The sequence below is a fragment of the Streptomyces venezuelae ATCC 10712 genome (assembly GCF_008639165.1).
In the GTDB taxonomy this organism is placed as follows: Bacteria; Actinomycetota; Actinomycetes; order Streptomycetales; family Streptomycetaceae; genus Streptomyces; species Streptomyces venezuelae.
In genome coordinates, this window is the sequence record NZ_CP029197.1 from 3,502,609 (window position 1) to 3,521,055 (window position 18,447).

15 protein-coding genes and 1 rRNA gene are annotated in these 18,447 nt (G+C 71.8%); 4 read left to right on the forward strand and 12 right to left on the reverse strand.

All coding sequences use genetic code 11. The features are described 5' to 3' along the window. Positions 1-159: 159 nt before the first annotated feature. Positions 160-1,685, reverse strand: a 16S ribosomal RNA gene (locus tag DEJ43_RS15920). A 761-nt stretch (positions 1,686-2,446) separates the two neighbouring features. On the opposite strand from DEJ43_RS15920, the gene trpS reads away from it, so the two are divergent. Then, positions 2,447-3,445 (forward strand): tryptophan--tRNA ligase, encoded by a 999-nt coding sequence (trpS, locus tag DEJ43_RS15930; RefSeq protein ID WP_015034396.1) that lies wholly within the window; start codon positions 2,447-2,449, stop codon positions 3,443-3,445. Here the strand turns inward: trpS and DEJ43_RS15935 are convergent. Then, entirely contained in the window at positions 3,412-4,464 is a 1,053-nt protein-coding gene (locus DEJ43_RS15935; RefSeq protein WP_015034397.1) for a GlxA family transcriptional regulator, read from the reverse strand. The two genes, trpS and DEJ43_RS15935, sit on opposite strands and share 34 nt — an antisense overlap. Positions 4,465-4,509: 45 nt before the next feature. On the opposite strand from DEJ43_RS15935, the gene DEJ43_RS15940 reads away from it, so the two are divergent. Then, the gene (locus tag DEJ43_RS15940; RefSeq protein ID WP_041662532.1) at positions 4,510-5,106 is read left to right on the forward strand and encodes a cysteine hydrolase family protein; all 597 of its coding nucleotides are present in this window, start codon (positions 4,510-4,512) and stop codon (positions 5,104-5,106) included. 36 nt (positions 5,107-5,142) lie between these two features. On the opposite strand, the gene proC is transcribed toward DEJ43_RS15940, so the two are convergent. The 5 genes from proC to DEJ43_RS15965 all read right to left on the reverse strand — a co-directional run bounded on the left by proC (position 5,143) and on the right by DEJ43_RS15965 (position 8,655). Further along, the gene (gene proC / locus DEJ43_RS15945) at positions 5,143-5,952 is read right to left on the reverse strand and encodes a pyrroline-5-carboxylate reductase (RefSeq protein ID WP_015034399.1); all 810 of its coding nucleotides are present in this window, start codon (positions 5,950-5,952) and stop codon (positions 5,143-5,145) included. Positions 5,953-6,037: 85 nt separating this feature from the next. Beyond that, positions 6,038-6,775 (reverse strand): ABC transporter permease, encoded by a 738-nt coding sequence (locus DEJ43_RS15950; protein WP_015034400.1) that lies wholly within the window; start codon positions 6,773-6,775, stop codon positions 6,038-6,040. Beyond that, positions 6,772-7,632 carry an ABC transporter ATP-binding protein gene (locus DEJ43_RS15955; protein WP_015034401.1) on the reverse strand — a complete coding sequence of 287 codons (861 nt, stop codon included), beginning with the start codon at positions 7,630-7,632 and terminating at the stop codon, positions 6,772-6,774. Before DEJ43_RS15955 ends, DEJ43_RS15950 begins: the two co-directional genes overlap by 4 nt. A gap of 136 nt (positions 7,633-7,768) precedes the next feature. After that, a complete protein-coding gene (locus tag DEJ43_RS15960; RefSeq protein ID WP_015034402.1) occupies positions 7,769-8,296 on the reverse strand; it encodes a hypothetical protein in 528 nt (175 codons plus the stop codon). 35 nt (positions 8,297-8,331) lie between these two features. Then, entirely contained in the window at positions 8,332-8,655 is a 324-nt protein-coding gene (locus tag DEJ43_RS15965; RefSeq protein WP_015034403.1) for an SH3 domain-containing protein, read from the reverse strand. A 157-nt stretch (positions 8,656-8,812) separates the two neighbouring features. Between DEJ43_RS15965 and DEJ43_RS15970 the strand changes: the two genes are divergently transcribed. Then, positions 8,813-11,041 (forward strand): protein kinase domain-containing protein, encoded by a 2,229-nt coding sequence (locus DEJ43_RS15970; protein WP_015034404.1) that lies wholly within the window; start codon positions 8,813-8,815, stop codon positions 11,039-11,041. A 78-nt stretch (positions 11,042-11,119) separates the two neighbouring features. Here the strand turns inward: DEJ43_RS15970 and ilvD are convergent, their stop codons facing one another. From ilvD to DEJ43_RS15990, 4 genes are all read right to left on the reverse strand, one after another. Beyond that, positions 11,120-12,973 carry a dihydroxy-acid dehydratase gene (gene ilvD, locus DEJ43_RS15975; protein ID WP_015034405.1) on the reverse strand — a complete coding sequence of 618 codons (1,854 nt, stop codon included), beginning with the start codon at positions 12,971-12,973 and terminating at the stop codon, positions 11,120-11,122. A 125-nt stretch (positions 12,974-13,098) separates the two neighbouring features. Further along, a complete protein-coding gene (locus DEJ43_RS15980; protein WP_015034406.1) occupies positions 13,099-13,710 on the reverse strand; it encodes a TetR/AcrR family transcriptional regulator in 612 nt (203 codons plus the stop codon). Continuing rightward, positions 13,707-14,543 carry a sugar phosphate isomerase/epimerase family protein gene (locus DEJ43_RS15985; protein WP_015034407.1) on the reverse strand — a complete coding sequence of 279 codons (837 nt, stop codon included), beginning with the start codon at positions 14,541-14,543 and terminating at the stop codon, positions 13,707-13,709. Before DEJ43_RS15985 ends, DEJ43_RS15980 begins: the two co-directional genes overlap by 4 nt. 205 nt (positions 14,544-14,748) lie before the next feature. Next, positions 14,749-15,681 (reverse strand): Ppx/GppA family phosphatase, encoded by a 933-nt coding sequence (locus tag DEJ43_RS15990; protein WP_015034408.1) that lies wholly within the window; start codon positions 15,679-15,681, stop codon positions 14,749-14,751. A gap of 41 nt (positions 15,682-15,722) precedes the next feature. Between DEJ43_RS15990 and DEJ43_RS15995 the strand changes: the two genes are divergently transcribed. Continuing rightward, complete coding sequence (locus DEJ43_RS15995; RefSeq protein WP_071891356.1) at positions 15,723-16,550, forward strand: DUF3109 family protein; 828 nt, start codon at positions 15,723-15,725, stop codon at positions 16,548-16,550. Between the two features lie 43 nt (positions 16,551-16,593). On the opposite strand, the gene DEJ43_RS16000 is transcribed toward DEJ43_RS15995, so the two are convergent. After that, on the reverse strand, positions 16,594-18,390 hold the full coding sequence (locus tag DEJ43_RS16000; RefSeq protein WP_015034410.1) for a BACON domain-containing protein: 1,797 nt from the start codon (positions 18,388-18,390) through the stop codon (positions 16,594-16,596). Positions 18,391-18,447: the final 57 nt, after the last annotated feature.

Genomic DNA, 18,447 nt, shown 5'->3' on the forward strand with positions numbered 1-18,447 from the left:
CCAACAACGTGCCAAGCACAGTCCGTTCCTCGAAGCCCGTTTTCCACGCCGAAGCAGTACTAACGGTTTCTCGGAGAGAGACTGTGCCAACTAATCAACGTTCCACCCATGAGCTGACCGTGCAGAACGTTTGCCTGCAATCGGTACTGTGCTCCTTAGAAAGGAGGTGATCCAGCCGCACCTTCCGGTACGGCTACCTTGTTACGACTTCGTCCCAATCGCCAGTCCCACCTTCGACAGCTCCCTCCCACAAGGGGTTGGGCCACCGGCTTCGGGTGTTACCGACTTTCGTGACGTGACGGGCGGTGTGTACAAGGCCCGGGAACGTATTCACCGCAGCAATGCTGATCTGCGATTACTAGCAACTCCGACTTCATGGGGTCGAGTTGCAGACCCCAATCCGAACTGAGACCGGCTTTTTGAGATTCGCTCCGCCTCACGGCATCGCAGCTCTTTGTACCGGCCATTGTAGCACGTGTGCAGCCCAAGACATAAGGGGCATGATGACTTGACGTCGTCCCCACCTTCCTCCGAGTTGACCCCGGCGGTCTCCTGTGAGTCCCCATCACCCCGAAGGGCATGCTGGCAACACAGGACAAGGGTTGCGCTCGTTGCGGGACTTAACCCAACATCTCACGACACGAGCTGACGACAGCCATGCACCACCTGTATACCGACCACAAGGGGGGCACTATCTCTAATGCTTTCCGGTATATGTCAAGCCTTGGTAAGGTTCTTCGCGTTGCGTCGAATTAAGCCACATGCTCCGCTGCTTGTGCGGGCCCCCGTCAATTCCTTTGAGTTTTAGCCTTGCGGCCGTACTCCCCAGGCGGGGAACTTAATGCGTTAGCTGCGGCACCGACGACGTGGAATGTCGCCAACACCTAGTTCCCAACGTTTACGGCGTGGACTACCAGGGTATCTAATCCTGTTCGCTCCCCACGCTTTCGCTCCTCAGCGTCAGTAATGGCCCAGAGATCCGCCTTCGCCACCGGTGTTCCTCCTGATATCTGCGCATTTCACCGCTACACCAGGAATTCCGATCTCCCCTACCACACTCTAGCCTGCCCGTATCGGATGCAGACCCGGGGTTAAGCCCCGGGCTTTCACACCCGACGTGACAAGCCGCCTACGAGCTCTTTACGCCCAATAATTCCGGACAACGCTTGCGCCCTACGTATTACCGCGGCTGCTGGCACGTAGTTAGCCGGCGCTTCTTCTGCAGGTACCGTCACTTTCGCTTCTTCCCTGCTGAAAGAGGTTTACAACCCGAAGGCCGTCATCCCTCACGCGGCGTCGCTGCATCAGGCTTTCGCCCATTGTGCAATATTCCCCACTGCTGCCTCCCGTAGGAGTCTGGGCCGTGTCTCAGTCCCAGTGTGGCCGGTCGCCCTCTCAGGCCGGCTACCCGTCGTCGCCTTGGTAGGCCATTACCCCACCAACAAGCTGATAGGCCGCGGGCTCATCCTTCACCGCCGGAGCTTTCAACCAGCTCCCATGCGGAAGCCGGTGTTATCCGGTATTAGACCCCGTTTCCAGGGCTTGTCCCAGAGTGAAGGGCAGATTGCCCACGTGTTACTCACCCGTTCGCCACTAATCCACCCCGAAGGGCTTCATCGTTCGACTTGCATGTGTTAAGCACGCCGCCAGCGTTCGTCCTGAGCCAGGATCAAACTCTCCGTGAATGTTTACCCGTAATCGGGTGACACTCGCGTTGAGCGGGACAGTCAGGCCGGAATAAGGCCGACTGTCCACAGCGTCCTCGCTGTGTATGTCGCCTACCCGCCACAAGGGCCGGCAGGACTTTCAAAGGAACCTCGCCATCCGAAGATGGACGGGGTATCAACTAATCTGGCGTTGATTTTTGGCACGCTGTTGAGTTCTCAAGGAACGGACGCTTCCTTTGTACTCACCCTCTCGGGCTTTCCTCCGGGCTTCCCTTCGGTCTTGCGTTTCCGACTCTATCAGATCCTTTCGGCGTCTGATTCCCAGTCAGCGGGAGTTGTCTTTCCGGCTGTTGGGCCGTTCCGACGAGTGAGACTTTAGCGGATTCCCTGCCTCCGACGCTAATCGGGCGGCTGCGTCCGAACTTCGAACGCGGATTCCTCATTTCGCAAAAACGCACGGAAAGCAGAATGGCGCGGCAAAGCACCATCGGCTTCTGTGGATCTTGCGGGATGGCTGTCCGGGGCCGACCGGGGTCGGTGCTCACGTCGGACAACTCGGAGAACCTTACGGATCCGTCAATCCCGTGTCAACCCTGCTCCTCGGGCGTAGTCTCTGGGCATGACTACGCGTGCGCTCACCACCCAGTGGTGGGCCGCCTGACGGCGGCCCACCACTCGCGCATGCAGCAAGCGGCCGCCGCCTCGGCGGCCGTTCGCGTATCCCCCTCCGGGAGGCGGCCGTCGGGTCGGCGCCCAGGAGAAGAGGGAGAACGAACGCGATGAAGAGGATCTTCAGCGGGGTCAAGCCGACCGGGCACCTGACGCTGGGCAACTACCTCGGGGCCGTACGGCGGTGGGTCGAGGTCGATCAGCACCGGGCGGACGCGCTGTTCAGCGTCGTGGACCTGCACGCGCTGACCGTGGAGCACGATCCGGCGCGGGTGCGGCGGCTCAGCCGGCAGGCGGCCACGCTGCTGATGGCCGCCGGGCTCGATCCGGAGCTGTGCACCCTGTTCGTACAGAGTCATGTGGACGAGCACGCGCGGCTGTCGTACCTGCTGGAGTGCACGGCCACGGACGGCGAGCTGCGGCGGATGATCCAGTACAAGGAGAAGAGCGTCCGGGCGCAGGCGGCCGGGCAGGGGGTGCGGCTGTCGCTGCTGACGTATCCGGTGCTGATGGCGGCGGACATCCTGGCGTACGGGGCCGACGAGGTGCCGGTGGGTGAGGACCAGACGCAGCACGTGGAGTTGACCCGGGATCTGGCGGTGCGGTTCAACCAGCGGTACGGGCACACCTTCACGGTGCCGCGGGCGACGCGGCCCGAGGTGGCGGCGCGGGTCATGGACCTGCAGGACCCCACGTCGAAGATGGGGAAGTCGCACGAGAACGGGGCCGGGATCGTCTATCTGCTCGACGACGCGGACACCGTGCGGCGGAAGATCATGCGGGCCGTGACGGACAGCGGGCGGGACGTGGAGTACGACCGGGAGGCCGGGCCGGGGGTCGCGAATCTGCTCGATCTGCTGGCGGCCGCGACGGGTGGGAACCCCGAGGCGCTGGCCGGTGTATATGAGACGTACGGATCGTTGAAGAAGGACACGGCGGACGCGGTGGTGGAGCTGCTGAGGCCCGTGCGGGAGCGGCATGCCGAGCTCGCGGCGGACCCCGGTCAGGTGGATCTGGTGCTACGGGACGGGGCCCGGCGGGCCCGGGAGACGGCGCGGCCTTTGGTGGACCGGGCCTATCGCGCGATCGGGCTGTTGCCCGCCGGGTGACGGAAGGCGTTGCGGTAGTCGCGCGGGCTGGTGGCGAGGTGCGAGGCGAAGTGCTGGCGCATTGTGACCTCGCTGCCGAAGCCCGCGCGGCGGGCCACCTCGGGGAGGGGGTGGTCGGTGAGTTCGAGGAGTTTCTGGGCGGCGGCGACGCGCTGGGTGATGAGCCAGTGCAGGGGGGTGGTTCCGGTGGTGGCCTGGAAGTGGCGGGCGAAGGAGCGGGGTGACATGCCCGCGCGGGCGGCGAGGGTCGCGACGGTGTGGGGCTCGTCGAGGTGGGCGAGGGCGTGGGCGCGGACGTCGGCCAGGGCGTCGGCGTCGCGGTCGGCGCGGGGGGTGGGGTGTTCGATGAACTGGGCCTGGGTGCCGGTGCGGAAGGGGGCGGTGACCATCGCGCGGGCGATGGCGGCCGCGGCCTCGGCGCCGTGGGCGGTGCGGACGAGGTGGAGGCAAAGGTCGATGCCGGCTGCGGTGCCGGCGGAGGTCCAGACGCCGGTGTCCTCGACGAACAGGGCGTCTGGTTCGACCTGGATCGCGGGGTGGCGGGCGGCGAGGGTTGCGGCGAGGTGCCAGTGGGTGACGGCGCGGCGGCCGTCGAGGAGTCCGGCGCGGGCGAGGACGAAGGCGCCGGCGCAGAGCGAGGCGACGGGGATGCCCGCGGTGTGGGCGCGGCGGAGCGCGTCGAGGACGGGGGTCGGGAGGTCGGCGTCGGGGTCCTCGATGCCGGGGACGAGGACCAGGTCGTCGGGGGTGAGGTCGTCGAGCCAGCTGAGCGGGCGGTCGGGGGTGAGGCTGAGACCGCCGCGGAGCGGGATGGGGGTGTGGGGATCGGCGGCCGCTCTGCGGAGGTCGAAGGGCGGGACGCCGCGGAGGGTGCGGTCGCTGCCCCAGACCTCGGTGATGACGGAGATGTCGAAGGCGCGGATGCCGGGGAAGGAGAGGAGGGCGATCCGTTGGGGGCGGGGTGCGGGGGTCGGGGACGCGGCGGGCACGTGTGGCAGTAAATCATCGATCGCTGTCATTCGTCCCTCTGGGAGAGGGCTCGTCCCGGGGGCAGCATCGTGAGTATGGAGATCGCACAGAACGCAGCGCTGGTTGTCATCGACGTGCAGAAGGGCTTCGAGGAGGAGTACTGGGGGAAGCGGAACAATCCGGCCGCCGAGGAGAACATCGCGGCTCTGATCGACCTGTGGCAGGAGACGGGGCGGCCGGTCGTCTTCGTGCGGCACGACTCGCCGGCGGGCTCGCGTTCGCCGCTGCGGGCGGGGTACGCGGGGAACGCGTTCAAGGACTTCGTCGAGGAGCGGCGCGGGAAGGGTGCCGGGCCGGAGCTGCTGGTGACGAAGAGCGTGAACTCGGCGTTCTACGGGGAGCCGTCGCTCGACGGGTGGCTGACGGGGCAGGACATCGCGCAGATCGTGATCGTCGGGATCCAGACGAACATGTGCAACGAGACGACGGCCCGGATGGCCGGGAACCTCGGGTACGAGGTGCTGTTCCCGCTGGACGCGATGCACACCTTCGACCTGGAGGGGCCGTTCGGGTGGTCGCGGAGCGCCGATGAGCTGGCGCAGGCGACGGCCGTGTCCCTGCACGGGGGGCGGTTCGCCGAGGTCGTGTCGACGGCGGACGTGGTGGCGGGGGTGTCCGCCGGGGTCCGGTGACCCCGGCGGGGCGGGTCGGGCGTCGGGGTCCTGGGGTCAGCTGTTGCCGGAGGCGAGTTCGCGGCTGCGGTCGCGGGCGGCTTCCAGGGCGGCGATGAGGGCGGCCCTGACGCCGTGGTTCTCGAGTTCGCGGATGGCGCTGATGGTGGTGCCGGCCGGGGAGGTGACGGCCTCGCGGAGCTTGACCGGGTGTTCGCCGCTGTCGCGGAGCATCACGGCGGCGCCGATCGCGGCCTGGACGATGAGGTCGTGGGCCTGGGCGCGGGGGAGGCCGAGGAGGATGCCGGCGTCGGTCATGGCCTCGACGAGGAAGTAGAAGTACGCGGGGCCGGAGCCGGAGAGGGCGGTGGCGGCGTCCTGCTGGGACTCGGGGACGCGGAGGGTCTTGCCGACGCCGCCGAAGATCTCCTCGGTGTGGGCGAGGTGGGCGGGGGTGGCGTGGCTGCCGGCGGAGATGACGGACATGCCTTCGTCGACGAGGACGGGGGTGTTGGGCATGACGCGGACGACGGGGGTGCCGGTGGTGAGGCGGTCCTCGATGAAGGAGGTGGGGATGCCGGCGGCGGCGCTGATGACCAGGCGGTCGGCGGTGACGTGCGGGGCGAGTTCGTCGAGGAGGCGGCCCATGTCCTGGGGCTTGACGGCCAGGATGAGGGTGTCGGCGCGCTTGGCGGCCTCGGCGTTGGTGACGGTCTCGACGCCGTAGCGGGTGCGGAGTTCCTCGGCGCGCTCGGCGCGGCGGGCGGTGACCAGGAGGTTCGCGGGGCGCCAACCGGCGCGGATCATGCCGCTGAGGAGCGCTTCACCGATCTTGCCGGTGCCGAGGACTGCGACGGTCTGGGTCATGGCTCTGTTCACCTCGCCGGAGGGGGGTACGTGTCGTCATCCTCGCACCGGCGGGGTGGGCGGTGTGCGGGTGTCCGAGGGGCGGTCACGCGGTGCGGCGGCGGAGGGTGGCGGCGCCGAGGCCGAGGACGAGGAGGGCGCAGCCTGCGACGACGAGGGCGTCGCGGACGAAGTCGCCGGGGATGTCGGGGTGGCGGAGGACCTGGTTCATGCCGTCGACGGCGTACGACATGGGCAGGACGTCGGAGATCGCTTCGAGGGCGGGGGCCATGTGGTCGCGTGGGGTGAAGAGGCCGCAGAGCAGCAGTTGGGGGAAGATCACGGCCGGCATGAACTGGACGGCCTGGAACTCGGAGGCGGCGAAGGCGGAGACGAAGAGGCCGAGGGCGGTGCCGAGGAGGGCGTCGAGGAGGGCGACCAGGAGGAGGAGCCAGGGGGAGCCGATGACGTCGAGGCCGAGGAACCAGACGGCGAGGCCGGTGGCCAGGGTGGACTGGACGACGGCGAGGAGCCCGAAGGCGAGGGCGTAGCCGGCGATGAGGTCGGACTTGCCCAGGGGCATGGCGAGGAGGCGTTCCAGGGTGCCGGAGGTGCGTTCGCGCAGGGTGGCGATGGAGGTGACCAGGAACATCGTGATGAGCGGGAAGATGCCGAGCAGGGAGGCTCCGATGTTGTCGAAGGTGCCCGGGCTGCCGTCGAAGACGTAGCGCAGCAGGAAGAGCATGACGCAGGGCACGAGGAGCATCAGGGCGATCGAGCGCGGGTCGTGGCGCAGTTGGCGCAGGACGCGGGCGGCGGTGGCGAGGGTGCGGGCGGGGCTCATGGCCGGGGCTCCTCGTGGGCGGCTCGGGCGGCTTGGGTGGCTTGGGCGGCTTGGGCGGTTCGGGCGGCTGCGGCGTCGACGAGGTGGAGGAAGGCCTCTTCGACGGTGGCGGTGTCGTTGCGTCGGCGCAGGGCCTCGGGGGTGTCGTCGGCGAGGATCTCGCCCTCGCGCATGAGGAGGAGCCGGTGGCAGCGTTCGGCCTCGTCCATCACGTGGGAGGAGACGAGGAGGGTGGTGCCGCGGTCGGCGGCGATCTGGTGGAAGAGGTTCCACAGGTCGCGGCGGAGGACGGGGTCGAGTCCGACGGTGGGTTCGTCGAGGACGAGGAGTTCGGGGGTGCCGAGGAGGGCGACGGCGAGGGAGACGCGGCTGCGCTGGCCGCCGGAGAGCCGGCCGGCGAGGTGGTCGGCGTGTGAGGCGAGGTCGACGTCGTCGATGGCGCGGTCGACGGCGGTGCGGCGTTCTTCGCGGTGGGCGCGGCCGGGGAGGAGGACGGCGGCGAAGTAGTCGAGGTTCTGGCGGACGGTGAGGTCGTCGTAGACGGAGGGCGCCTGGGTGACGTATCCGATGCGGGAGCGGAGGGTGGGGTCGCCGGCGGGGCGGCCGAGGACGTGGAGGGTGCCGTCGACCTTGGCCTGGGTGCCGACGATCGCGCGCATGAGGGTGGACTTGCCGCAGCCGGAGGGGCCGAGGAGTCCGGTGATGCGGCCGGCCGTGACGGTGAAGTCGAGGCCGTGCAGGACGGTGCGGTCGCCGCGGACGACGGTGAGGTCGCGGGCGGTGATGGCCGCGTCGGTCGTCGTGCGGGGGTGGGGGGCCGCCTTGGCGGTGGCCTCACCCGGCGGGTAATTCATCATGCGATGAATAGTGCTCCCGGCGGTACCGGCCGTCAAGCATCCGGTCGGCTGCGTGGAGGTGGAGAGGGAACGCGAAAGCCCCCTCGACGAGTCGTCGAGGGGGCTTGGCGGTGGCGCCGGGCTACTTGCGCTTGGGCTACTTGCGCTTGGGCTTCTTGCGGGCCGCCGGGTTGCCCGTGCGGGCGCCGCGGCGCTTCTCGAACTGGGCGCGGGCCGTCTCGTACTCGGCGCGGCGGAGCTTCTCGCCGGGCGCCTCGACGAAGCAGCGGGCGCAGTAGGCGAGGAGCGCCCCGATGAAGCCGATCATCTTGAGGCTGCGCAGGGACTCCTCGCGGGCCGGGTCGGCCGGCCTGCGGAGGTAGCCCTCCCAGGTCTTGCGGAAGGCGATGGCGCTGCAGACCGCGAACATGATGACGACCAGCATGTTGACGATGCCGCCGACGGCCGCGATCTGCAGGCCCTCGTAGGCGAAGCGCAGCACGAAGCAGGCCGCGACGGCGGCGGCGAGCGAGCCGGCGGCCAGGCCGACGCGGCGCAGGGTGTAGTTGCCGCTGTGGTCGACCCAGGTGGTGCCGAAGAAGCGGACCTCCTCGGGCTGGGGCCCCGCGGGAGTCCCGCCGGTCGGGCCGCCGGTCGGGCTGGGGGTCTGCTCTTCGTCGCTCACGAGGTCGATTATCCCCGGGGCGGCGGAGGCCGGCCTCAGGCGCAGCGCGGTGCGACGAGGCCGTCGCTGCCCGTGCGCACGTACGCGTCGGAGACGTACTCGCCCGGCGCGATGTTGTCCCAGATCTTGGTGGTGCCGTACGGGCCGGTGATCCACTCGCCGTACTTCTGGCAGGAGATCGCCACCGTGGCGCCGAGCGGCAGCGACCGGACGACCGGGTACTGGGTGCTCGGTCCCGAGCGCACGTTCACCCGGTAGCCGGGCGCGACCGCGTAGCGGGTGGCCGTGCTCGCCATCGCCGCCACCGTCTCCCCCGCCGTCGTGGCCGTGGCCGTCGTCGTGTTCTCGTCCGTGCTCATGGTGTCCTCCCCCTTGGCGCAAAAGCGCTCCGCCGAGTTTCACTCTCCGCGACGCGCAGGCTAGCAAGCTCCGCCGACTTCGAGGGGGCCATGGACTAGGCTCCGTCGGGCCGCGCAGGTGCGCGCGGGGTGACGGGGACACACACGGGGGTGGGCGATGCCACCGTTGCGCGGTACCGGTGCCGACCGGGAAGCGGAGGGGCCCGAGTACGCGGGCGACTACCGTCTCCAGGCATGCCTGGGCGCCGGCGGCATGGGAGTCGTGCACCTCGCGGCCTCCGCCTCGGGGCTTCGGCTCGCGGTCAAGGTCGTACACGCACGGTATGCGGAGGACCCCGAGTTCAGGGCGCGTTTCCGCCAGGAGGTCGCGGCCGCGCGGCGGGTCAGCGGGGCCTTCACCGCGCCGGTCGTGGACGCCGACCCCGATGCCGTACGCCCCTGGATGGCCACGCTCTACGTCCCCGGCCCCACCCTCGCCGACCAGGTGAAGCGGAACGGGCCGCTCGCCCCGGCCGAACTGCGCAGGCTCACCGCCGGGCTCGCCGAGGCGCTGCGGGACATCCACCGCGCCGGGGTCGTGCACCGCGACCTCAAGCCCAGCAACGTCCTGCTCACCGACACCGGCCCCAAGGTCATCGACTTCGGCATCTCCCGGCCCGTCGACAGCGACCTGCACACGGAGACCGGCAAGCTGATCGGCTCGCCGCCGTTCATGGCGCCCGAGCAGTTCCAGCGGCCGCGGGAGGTCGGGCCCGCGGCGGACGTGTTCGCGCTGGGGTCCGTGCTCGTGCACGCGGCGACCGGGCACGGGCCGTTCGACTCCGACAGCCCGTACATCGTGGCGTACCAGGTCGTGCACGACGAGCCGGACCTGACCGGGGTGCCGGCGGAGCTGGCGCCGCTCGTCGCGCGCTGCCTCGCCAAGGACCCGGCCGAGCGGCCGAGTCCCGCCCAGATCATGGCGGCGCTGCTGCCTCCCTCGTACGCGGCGGAGGCGTTCATACCGGCGCAGCGGCGCCGGCCCTCCCTGCCGGACGGCGAGGACGGCGCGTACGGCGAGACCGGCTCGCGCGGCGGCCGGGGTGAGCCGGGTCCCTCCCCCGCGTGGGACGCGGACACCCCCGTACGGGCCACCGCCCCCGTACCGCCGCGCCGGGCGCGGCCGCTGCGCGGCGGGCGTCTCCGGCCGCGTCTGACGATCGCGGTCGCCGCCGCGGTCGCGCTGGCCGGAGCCGGGATCTACGCGGCGATGAGCCCGCCGGCCCGCGGCGGAACCGAGCCGCCGGCCCGCCCCGGCGAGGTGGCCACCGCCTTCGCCGGCTGGGAGACCACGCTGCAGAAGCACGGCCCCACGGCCGCGCCCGCGTGCGCCCACGGCGAGGGCGCGCTGTACTGCGCGGCCCGGGGCGTCGGCCTCGCGCGGCTCGACCCCGTGACGGGGAAGGTCCTCTGGTCGCTCGACGCGCCCGTGAAGGCCGAGTCCCCGCTCGCGCCCTTCGTCCTGACGGGCGGAGCACGCGGCACCGGCGGTCTGGTCGGCGCGGCCGCCCCCACCGGCCCGCTGCGGGCGTACACGGCCGAGCGGGGCGCCCCCGCCTGGAGCACCTCGTCGAAGCTGCCCGAGTCGTTCCGCCCGGCCGGTTCGGCGGTCGTCCTGACCGACGGACAGGGCGGCGTCCGGGCCGTCGACGGACAGAGCGGCAAGGAGCTGTGGCGGCACGGCCTGAGCGGTTTCGACGTCCCGCGCCCGGGGCCGTACGACTCCGTGTCGGGTCTGCTCGCGGTCTCCGAGACCTCGGCCGACGGGACGCACACGCGCGTGGGCGAGTTCCGCGCGCGGACCGGCGAGGTGGTACGGCAGCGGAACCTGCGGGGCGCGCTCGAACCGCTGGGCCGCACGAGCGACGGGGCCCTGGTCCTCGGCTCCCTCTACCAGGCCTCGCTGTACGACGCACTGGTCCTGCTGGACCCGGCCGGCGGGTCCGTACGACGGCTCCCCCTCCCCCACCGGATCGACGTCCGGGGCGTCGCCGTGCACGGCTCGGTCGCCCACGTCCTCGACGCGGACGGGCACCTCACCGCCTTCGACACGGCGGCGCCGAAGGGGCGGGTGCTGTGGGAGCTGGAGACGGGCGCAGGGAACGTGTCGACACCGGTCGTCGGACCCGGCGACCGGCTGTACTTCTCCGTCCAGGACGGGCGGCTGCTCGCCGTCGACACCGTACGCGGGGCGCTGGTCGGCCAGACCCGGCCGCGGCTGCTCAACGGCCGGCTCGACTACGCGCCGCTGGTGCCCCCGCCGCTGGTCGCCGGGGACCGGGTGTTCGGGACGGCGCCCGACGGGTCGGTCTTCGCGGTGGACGCGCGCGACCCGGCGTCCTGGTGAACCACGCCTGAGAAACGACGAGGGGAGCGGGCTCGGCGCCCGCTCCCCTCGTCGTACCCGGCGCCCGCGGCGCCGGGCTCAGCCCAGCTTCGTCACGTCGCGGACCGCGCCCTTGTCGGCGCTGGTCGCCATCGCCGCGTACGCGCGCAGGGCGGCCGACACCTTCCGCTGACGGTTCTTCGGCTGGTACACGCCGCCCAGCGCCTCGCGGCGGGCCGCCAGGGTCGCCTCGTCGACGAGGAGCTCGATCGAGCGGCTCGGGATGTCGATGCGGATCCGGTCGCCGTCCTCGACGAGCGCGATCGTGCCGCCCGAGGCCGCCTCAGGCGAGGCGTGACCGATGGACAGGCCCGACGTGCCGCCCGAGAAGCGTCCGTCGGTGACCAGGGCGCAGGTCTTGCCCAGGCCCCGGCCCTTGAGGAACGAGGTCGGGTAGAGCATCTCCTGCATGCCGGGGCCGCCGCGCGGGCCCTCGTACCGGATGACGACCACGTCGCCGTCCGTGATCTGCTTGTTGAGGATCTTCTCGACGGCCTCGTCCTGCGACTCGCAGACGACGGCCGGGCCCTCGAAGGTCCAGATCGACTCGTCGACGCCGGCCGTCTTCACGACGCAGCCGTCGACCGCCAGGTTGCCGCGCAGGACCGCGAGGCCGCCGTCCTTCGAGTAGGCGTGGGCCGCGTCGCGGATGCAGCCGCCGGCCGCGTCCACGTCGAGCGCCGCCCAGCGCTCGGACTGCGAGAAGGCGGTCGCCGAGCGGACGCAGCCGGGGGCCGCGTGCCACAGCTCGACGGACTCCTCGGACGGGGAGCCGCCGCGGACGTCCCAGGTGCCCAGCCACTCCTTGATGGAGCGGGAGTGGACGGCGTGGACGTCCTCGTTGAGGAGGCCTGCGCGGTAGAGCTCGCCGAGGATGGCGGGGATGCCGCCCGCCCGGTGCACGTCCTCCATGTAGTACGTGCGGTCCTTGGCGACGTTCGGGGCGACCTTGGCCAGGCAGGGCACCCGGCGCGAGACCTCGTCCATGTCGGACAGGCCGTAGTCGAGCTCGGCCTCCTGGGCGGCGGCGAGCAGGTGCAGGATCGTGTTGGTCGAGCCGCCCATGGCGATGTCGAGGGCCATGGCGTTCTCGAAGGCGGCGCGGGTCGCGATCGAGCGCGGCAGGACGGAGTCGTCGTCCTCGTCGTAGTAGCGCCGGGTGATGTCGACGACGGTGCGCGCGGCGGCCTCGTACAGGCCCTTGCGGGCGGTGTGGGTGGCGAGCAGCGAGCCGTTGCCGGGGAGGGAGAGGCCGATGGCCTCGGTCAGACAGTTCATCGAGTTGGCGGTGAACATGCCGGAACAGGAGCCGCAGGTCGGGCAGGCGTTCTCCTCGATCCGGGCGATGTCCTCGTCCGAGATGTTCGGGTTCACGGCGTCGGAGATCGCGTCGACCAGGTCGAGCGTGCGGACGGTGCCGTCGACGAGGGTGGCTCGGCCGGACTCCATGGGGCCGCCGGAGACGAAGACCGTCGGGATGTTGAGGCGCAGGGCCGCCATCAGCATGCCGGGGGTGATCTTGTCGCAGTTGGAGATGCAGATGAGGGCGTCGGCGCAGTGCGCCTCGACCATGTACTCCACGCTGTCGGCGATCAGGTCGCGGGAGGGCAGCGAGTAGAGCATGCCGCCGTGGCCCATCGCGATGCCGTCGTCGACGGCGATCGTGTTGAACTCGCGGGGGATGGCCCCGGCGGCCGTGATGGCCTCGGAGACGATCCGGCCGACGGGCTGGAGGTGGGTGTGGCCCGGGACGAACTCCGTGAAGGAGTTGGCGACGGCGATGATCGGCTTCCGGCCGATGTCCGCGCCGGGTACACCGGAGGCGCGCATAAGGGCGCGTGCGCCCGCCATGTTGCGGCCGTGGGTGACTGTGCGGGACCTCAGCTCGGGCATCGTCGCTCGCTCCTCGTGATGGGTGTGCTTGTCTTCGAGCGTACGCCGGTGCTCCAAGATCTGGACAGCTCGTCCGGATGGCGGACGGTCTGTTCAGCTTTCGGTCAGCGGTCGCCCGGCGGGCCTCAGGCCTCCGTGAGGTACCGCTGGAGGGTGGGGGCCACCATCTCCACGATCCTCTCCGGGTCGGCCGAGGCCATCGGCTCGACCTGGATCACATACCGCAGGATCGCGATCCCGATCATGTGCGAGGCCGCCAGCTCCGCCCGGAACTTCGGGTCCGGTACGTCGAGCTCGGCCGCGATCCGCTCCAGGAGCCGCCGCAGCACGAAGGTCCGCAGCACCTTGGCCGCGGCCTCGTGGGTGAGCGCCGAGCGGACGATCGCGAGCAGCGGGGCGCGGCTGGCCGGGTTCTCCCAGACGCCGATGAAGAACCGCGCGAGGCGCTCCCCGATGCTGTCGCGCGGGCCGCCGACGATCGCCGGGACGACCGCCGCGGGCTCGAAGGAGACCTCGATCGCGGCCGCGAAGACCTCGTCCTTGGTGCCGAAGTAGTGGTGCACGAGGGCCGGGTCGACCCCCGCGGCCTTGCCGATGCCGCGCACCGAGGTCTTGTCGTAGCCCCGCTCGGCGAACTGGGCGCGGGCCGCCTCCAGGATGCGTTCGCGCGCGCCCGGTCCGGTCTCCTCCTCGGTACGGGACGGGCGGCCGCGCCGGCGCGGGGCCGGTCCGGTCACGGTCGCGGCACCCGGGACGGCCGGCCGGCCGCCGAGGCGAGGTGGAGCCGGGTGAAGGCCAGGGCCTCCGCGAGGTCGGCCTCGCGTTCGGCCGCTGACATCGCGCGGCGGGTGTTGACCTCGATGACGACGTGGCCGTCGAAGCCGGTGCGCGCGAGCCGCTCCAGGAGCTCGGCGCAGGGCTGGGTGCCGCGTCCCGGGACCAGGTGCTCGTCCTTGGCGGAACCCTTGCCGTCGGCGAGGTGGACGTGGCCGAGGCGGTCGCCCATGCGGTCGATCATCGCGAGGGCGTCGGTACGGGCGGTCGCGGTGTGCGAGAGGTCGACGGTGAAGTGCCGGTAGTCGTCCTTGGTGACGTCCCACTCGGGGGCGTACGCGAGCATCTCGCGGTCCTTGTACCGCCACGGGTACATGTTCTCGACGGCGAAGCGGACGTCGGTCTCGTCCGCCATCCGCCAGATGCCGGTGACGAAGTCCTTGGCGTACTGGCGCTGCCAGCGGAACGGCGGGTGCACGACGACGGTCGAGGCGCCCAGCCGCTCGGCGGCGGCCTGGGCGCGCTGGAGCTTGACCCACGGGTCGGTGGACCAGACGCGCTGGGTGATGAGGAGGCAGGGGGCGTGTACGGCCAGGATCGGGACCTGGTGGTAGTCGGAGAGCCGGCGCAACGCCTCGATGTCCTGGCTGACCGGGTCGGTCCACACCATGACCTCGACGCCGTCGTACCCGAGGCGCGCGGCGATCTCGAAGGCCGTCGCCGTCGACTCCGGATAGACCGAGGCCGTCGACAGGGCGACCTTCGCATCCGGGATGCGCACCACTGGTTCTGCCACGGAGACAGGGTACGGGGCGGGCCGGGGGGCCGGGGGGTGGTTCCGGTCACGCTGGGGGGTGGGCTGGGGGGCGGCTGCCGTACGCGTGCGTGGGCGGGCTCGGCTGCCGTACGCGCGCGGGGGCGGGGTCGGCGGCTGTCGTACGCGCGCGTGGCCGGGGTCGGCGGCCGCCGTACGCGTGCGTGGGGCAGGCCTCCCGCGCGTACTACTTCGTCGGCAGGTGGTCCAGGCGGCGCAGGATGACGCCCTCGCGCAGGGCCCAGGGGCAGATCTCCAGCTCCTCCACGCCGAGGAGGTCCATCGCGCCCTCCGCGACCATCGCGCCCGCGAGGAGCTGTCCGGCGCGGCCCTCCGAGACGCCCGGCAGGGCGGCGCGCTCGGGGACCGTCATGCCGGCCAGGCGCGGCACCCACTCCTCCAGGGCCCTGCGGGTCAGGATGCGCTGGACGTAGAGGCCCTCCCCCGAGCCGGGGGCGCCGGCGATCCTCGCCAGCTGCTTGAAGGTCTTCGAGGTGGCCACGACGTGGTCGGGGCGGCCGGAGCGGCTGAACTCGCCGACCGTGCGGGCGATCTGCGCGCGCACATGGCGGCGGAGCGCCTTGACGTCGGCGCTGTCCGCCGGGTCGCCGGGCAGCCAGCCGGCGGTGAGCCGGCCCGCGCCGAGCGGCAGGGAGACCGCCGTGTCCGGGTCCTCGTCGATGCCGTACGCGACTTCGAGGGAGCCGCCGCCGATGTCGAGGAGGAGGAGCTTGCCCGCGGACCAGCCGAACCAGCGGCGGGCGGCGAGGAAGGTCAGCCGGGCCTCCTCCTCGCCGGTGAGGACCTGGAGGTCGACGCCGGTCTCGTCCTTCACGCGCGCGAGGACGGCGTCGGCGTTGCTGGCCTCGCGGACCGCGGAGGTCGCGAACGGCAGGACCTCCTCGCAGCCCTTGTCCTCGGCGGCCAGCAGCGCGTCCCGGACGGTCGCGATGAGCCGCTCGACGCCGTGGGGGGCGATGGCGCCCCGCTCGTCGAGCAGTTCGGCGAGCCGGAGCTCCGCCTTGTGGGAGTGGGCGGGCAGCGGCCGGGCGCCGGGATGGGCGTCCACCACCAGGAAGTGCGCTGTGTTCGAACCGACGTCGAGGACTCCGAGTCTCATGGGCGGAACGCTACTGCGCCCACCCGCATACGCTTGGAACTGTGCCAAAGACGAAAAAGGCGAAACCGGGCAAAGACGGTCCAGTGAAGAGTGCCAAGAAGCGGGGCAAGAACGTGGAGCCGGACGAGAAGGGCCTGGACTTCGCGCGCGCGTGGGTCGAGTTCCCGGACCCCGCGGACGAGGAGCAGGTCTTCCGCTGCGACCTGACCTGGCTGACCTCGCGCTGGACGTGCATCTTCGGCAGCGGCTGCCAGGGCATCCAGGCGGGCCGCGCCGACGACGGCTGCTGCACGCTGGGCGCGCACTTCTCCGACGAGGACGACGAGAAGCGGGTCGCGAGCCACGTGGCGCGCCTCACCCCTGAGCTGTGGCAGTTCCACGACGTCGGTACAGCGTCGGGCTGGACGCAGACCGACGAGGACGGCGACCGGCAGACCCGCCGCTGGGAGGGGTCCTGCATCTTCCAGAACCGTCCCGGGTTCGCGGGCGGCGCCGGCTGCTCGCTGCACATCCTGGCCCTGCGGGAGGGCAAGGAGCCGCTGGAGACGAAGCCTGACGTCTGCTGGCAGCTGCCGGTGCGGCGCACGTACGACTGGATCGAGCGGCCCGACGACACCAAGGTCCTCCAGGTGTCGATCGGTGAGTACGACCGCAGGGGCTGGGGCCCGGGCGGCCACGACCTGCACTGGTGGTGCACTTCGGCGACCTCGGCGCACGGGGCCGGGGAGCCGGTCTACGTCACGTACCGGCCCGAGCTCACCGAGATGATGGGCAAGGAGGCCTACGAGGTGCTGGCCGGGCTGTGCGCGGCGCGGCTCGCCTCGCAGCTGCCGCTGGTGGCCCCGCACCCGGCCGACCCGAAGGGTTAGACCCGAAGGGTCAGCGGCCGGGCTCAGGACGACGAGGCTCTTCTCAGGGCGACGACGGGGGCGGTTCCTCCGCCGTCGGCGGCGGGGTCGTCGGGTCCGGGGGGCCCGGGTCCGTGGTGGTCGGCGGGGGTTCCTCGGTGGTCGGCGGCGGCGTCGTCGGCTCCGTGGTCGGCGGACTCGTCGGCGGTGTCGTGGGCTCGGTGGTCGGCGGGGGTTCCTCCGTCGTCGGCGGCGGCGTCGTCGGCTCCGTCGTCGGGGGACTCGTCGGCGGCGTGGTCGGCTCGGTGGTCGTCGGCGGCGGAGTGACCGGGTCGACGACCGGCGGTGGTGAGGTCTGCCCGCGCCCGTCGATCCGCACCACCGCGCCGGAGGGGTTCACCCCGATCCGGGCGCTCCACACGCCCTGCGGTTCGCGGCCGTGGTCGACCCGTACGGCGATGGTGACCGTCCCGCCGGGGCGCAGGGTGCCGGAGGCCCGGCTCACGTACAGCCAGGGAGCGTCCGTCCAGAGCGACCAGTCGACGGGGCTGCCGCCGGAGGCGGTGAGCGTGAGCAGCGTCAGCTCGCCCTGGCCGCGGGCGGTGACCGTGATCCAGCCGGGAGCGGGTTCGCCGGGGCGGGGCGGGTCCGTGGGGCCGGTGGGGCCACCGGGGCTGAGCACCTCGACGGAGACGTCGGGGGCGCGGCTGCCCCGGGTGAAGCGGGGCTCGGGGGTGGTGCGGGCGTTGCCCGCGTTCTCGTAGCGGTCGTAGGGGCGTCCGTCGGGGCCGGTCGGCTCGTCCGCCTCGCTCGCGGTCACCCGGGACCCTTCACGGGCCTCGGTCTCGCCCACCGGGGCGCCCCGGTAGGAGGTCCACAGGGCGAGGACGGGTGCGGCGATGACGGCCGCGACGACGGTGGTCGTCACCGCGCGGGCCCGCATCCGGTCGCGGCGGGCCACATGGTCCTTGGGGTCCATGGGGAAGCCGGTCGGCGAGAAGCGCGGGGCGCCGGCCCGGGCGCGGGGGACGTGCAGCATCGCCATGTACGCGGCGGCCCGGGGCGCTTCGACGAGCGGCAGCCGGGCCTGCGGCAGGGCGGCGGCCCCGGGCCAGGGGGCGGTGGCGCCGACGCGCTCGGCGGCCCGCCGGCAGCGGGGGCAGTCGTCGACGTGCCGGACGAGCTCGGCGCGCAGGGCGGCCGAGAGGAGCACCTGGTGGTCGCCGGTGAGCCGGGCGACGGTGGGACAGCTGCCGGTCTCGACGACGGCTAGCGCGGCGCGGGTGCGCTCGACCTCGCAGCCGGCGGTGGCGAGCAGCTCGCGGGCGGCGAGTGGGTCGAGGGAGAGGACGGCGGCGACCTGACGGTGGCTGAGGCCGTGCCGTACGGCCAGCTCCAGCGCCTCGCGCTGCTCGGGGGTGGTGCCGGCGGCCTCGGGCCAGGCGAGCAGGGCGAGTTCGGCGCGGCGCCGCTCGGCGGTCTCCTCGGGGACCCGGGGCGGTTCGGGCGCGGTGACGGCGGGGCGGCCGGTGTGGGCGCCCTGGCGCTTGCGGCGCTGCTCGCCGAGGCTGCGCAGGCAGGCCCAGCGGGCGAGGGCGTACAGCCAGGCCGTACGGCCGTCCTCGTCGGAGGGGCAGCGGCCGTGGTGCCGCTCGGCGACGGCGAGGACGTCGCCGAGGACGGCGGTCGCCGTGTCGTGGTCGCACAGCACGGAGAGGCAGTACGTGAAGAGGCCGTCGAGAGCGGCCTCGTAGCGGGCGGGGGGCCGCCGGCCGAGCGTGCGCGGTCCCTCGTCGGTCGCGTCGTGCGCCGGGGGTGCGCCGGTGGTGCGTGCGGGAGAATCCAGCCTGCTGCTCGTCACCGGTCGACCGTAGGCAGCATGGGGGGCGCTTTTCGTACCGGTCGCGTTCTTCTCATT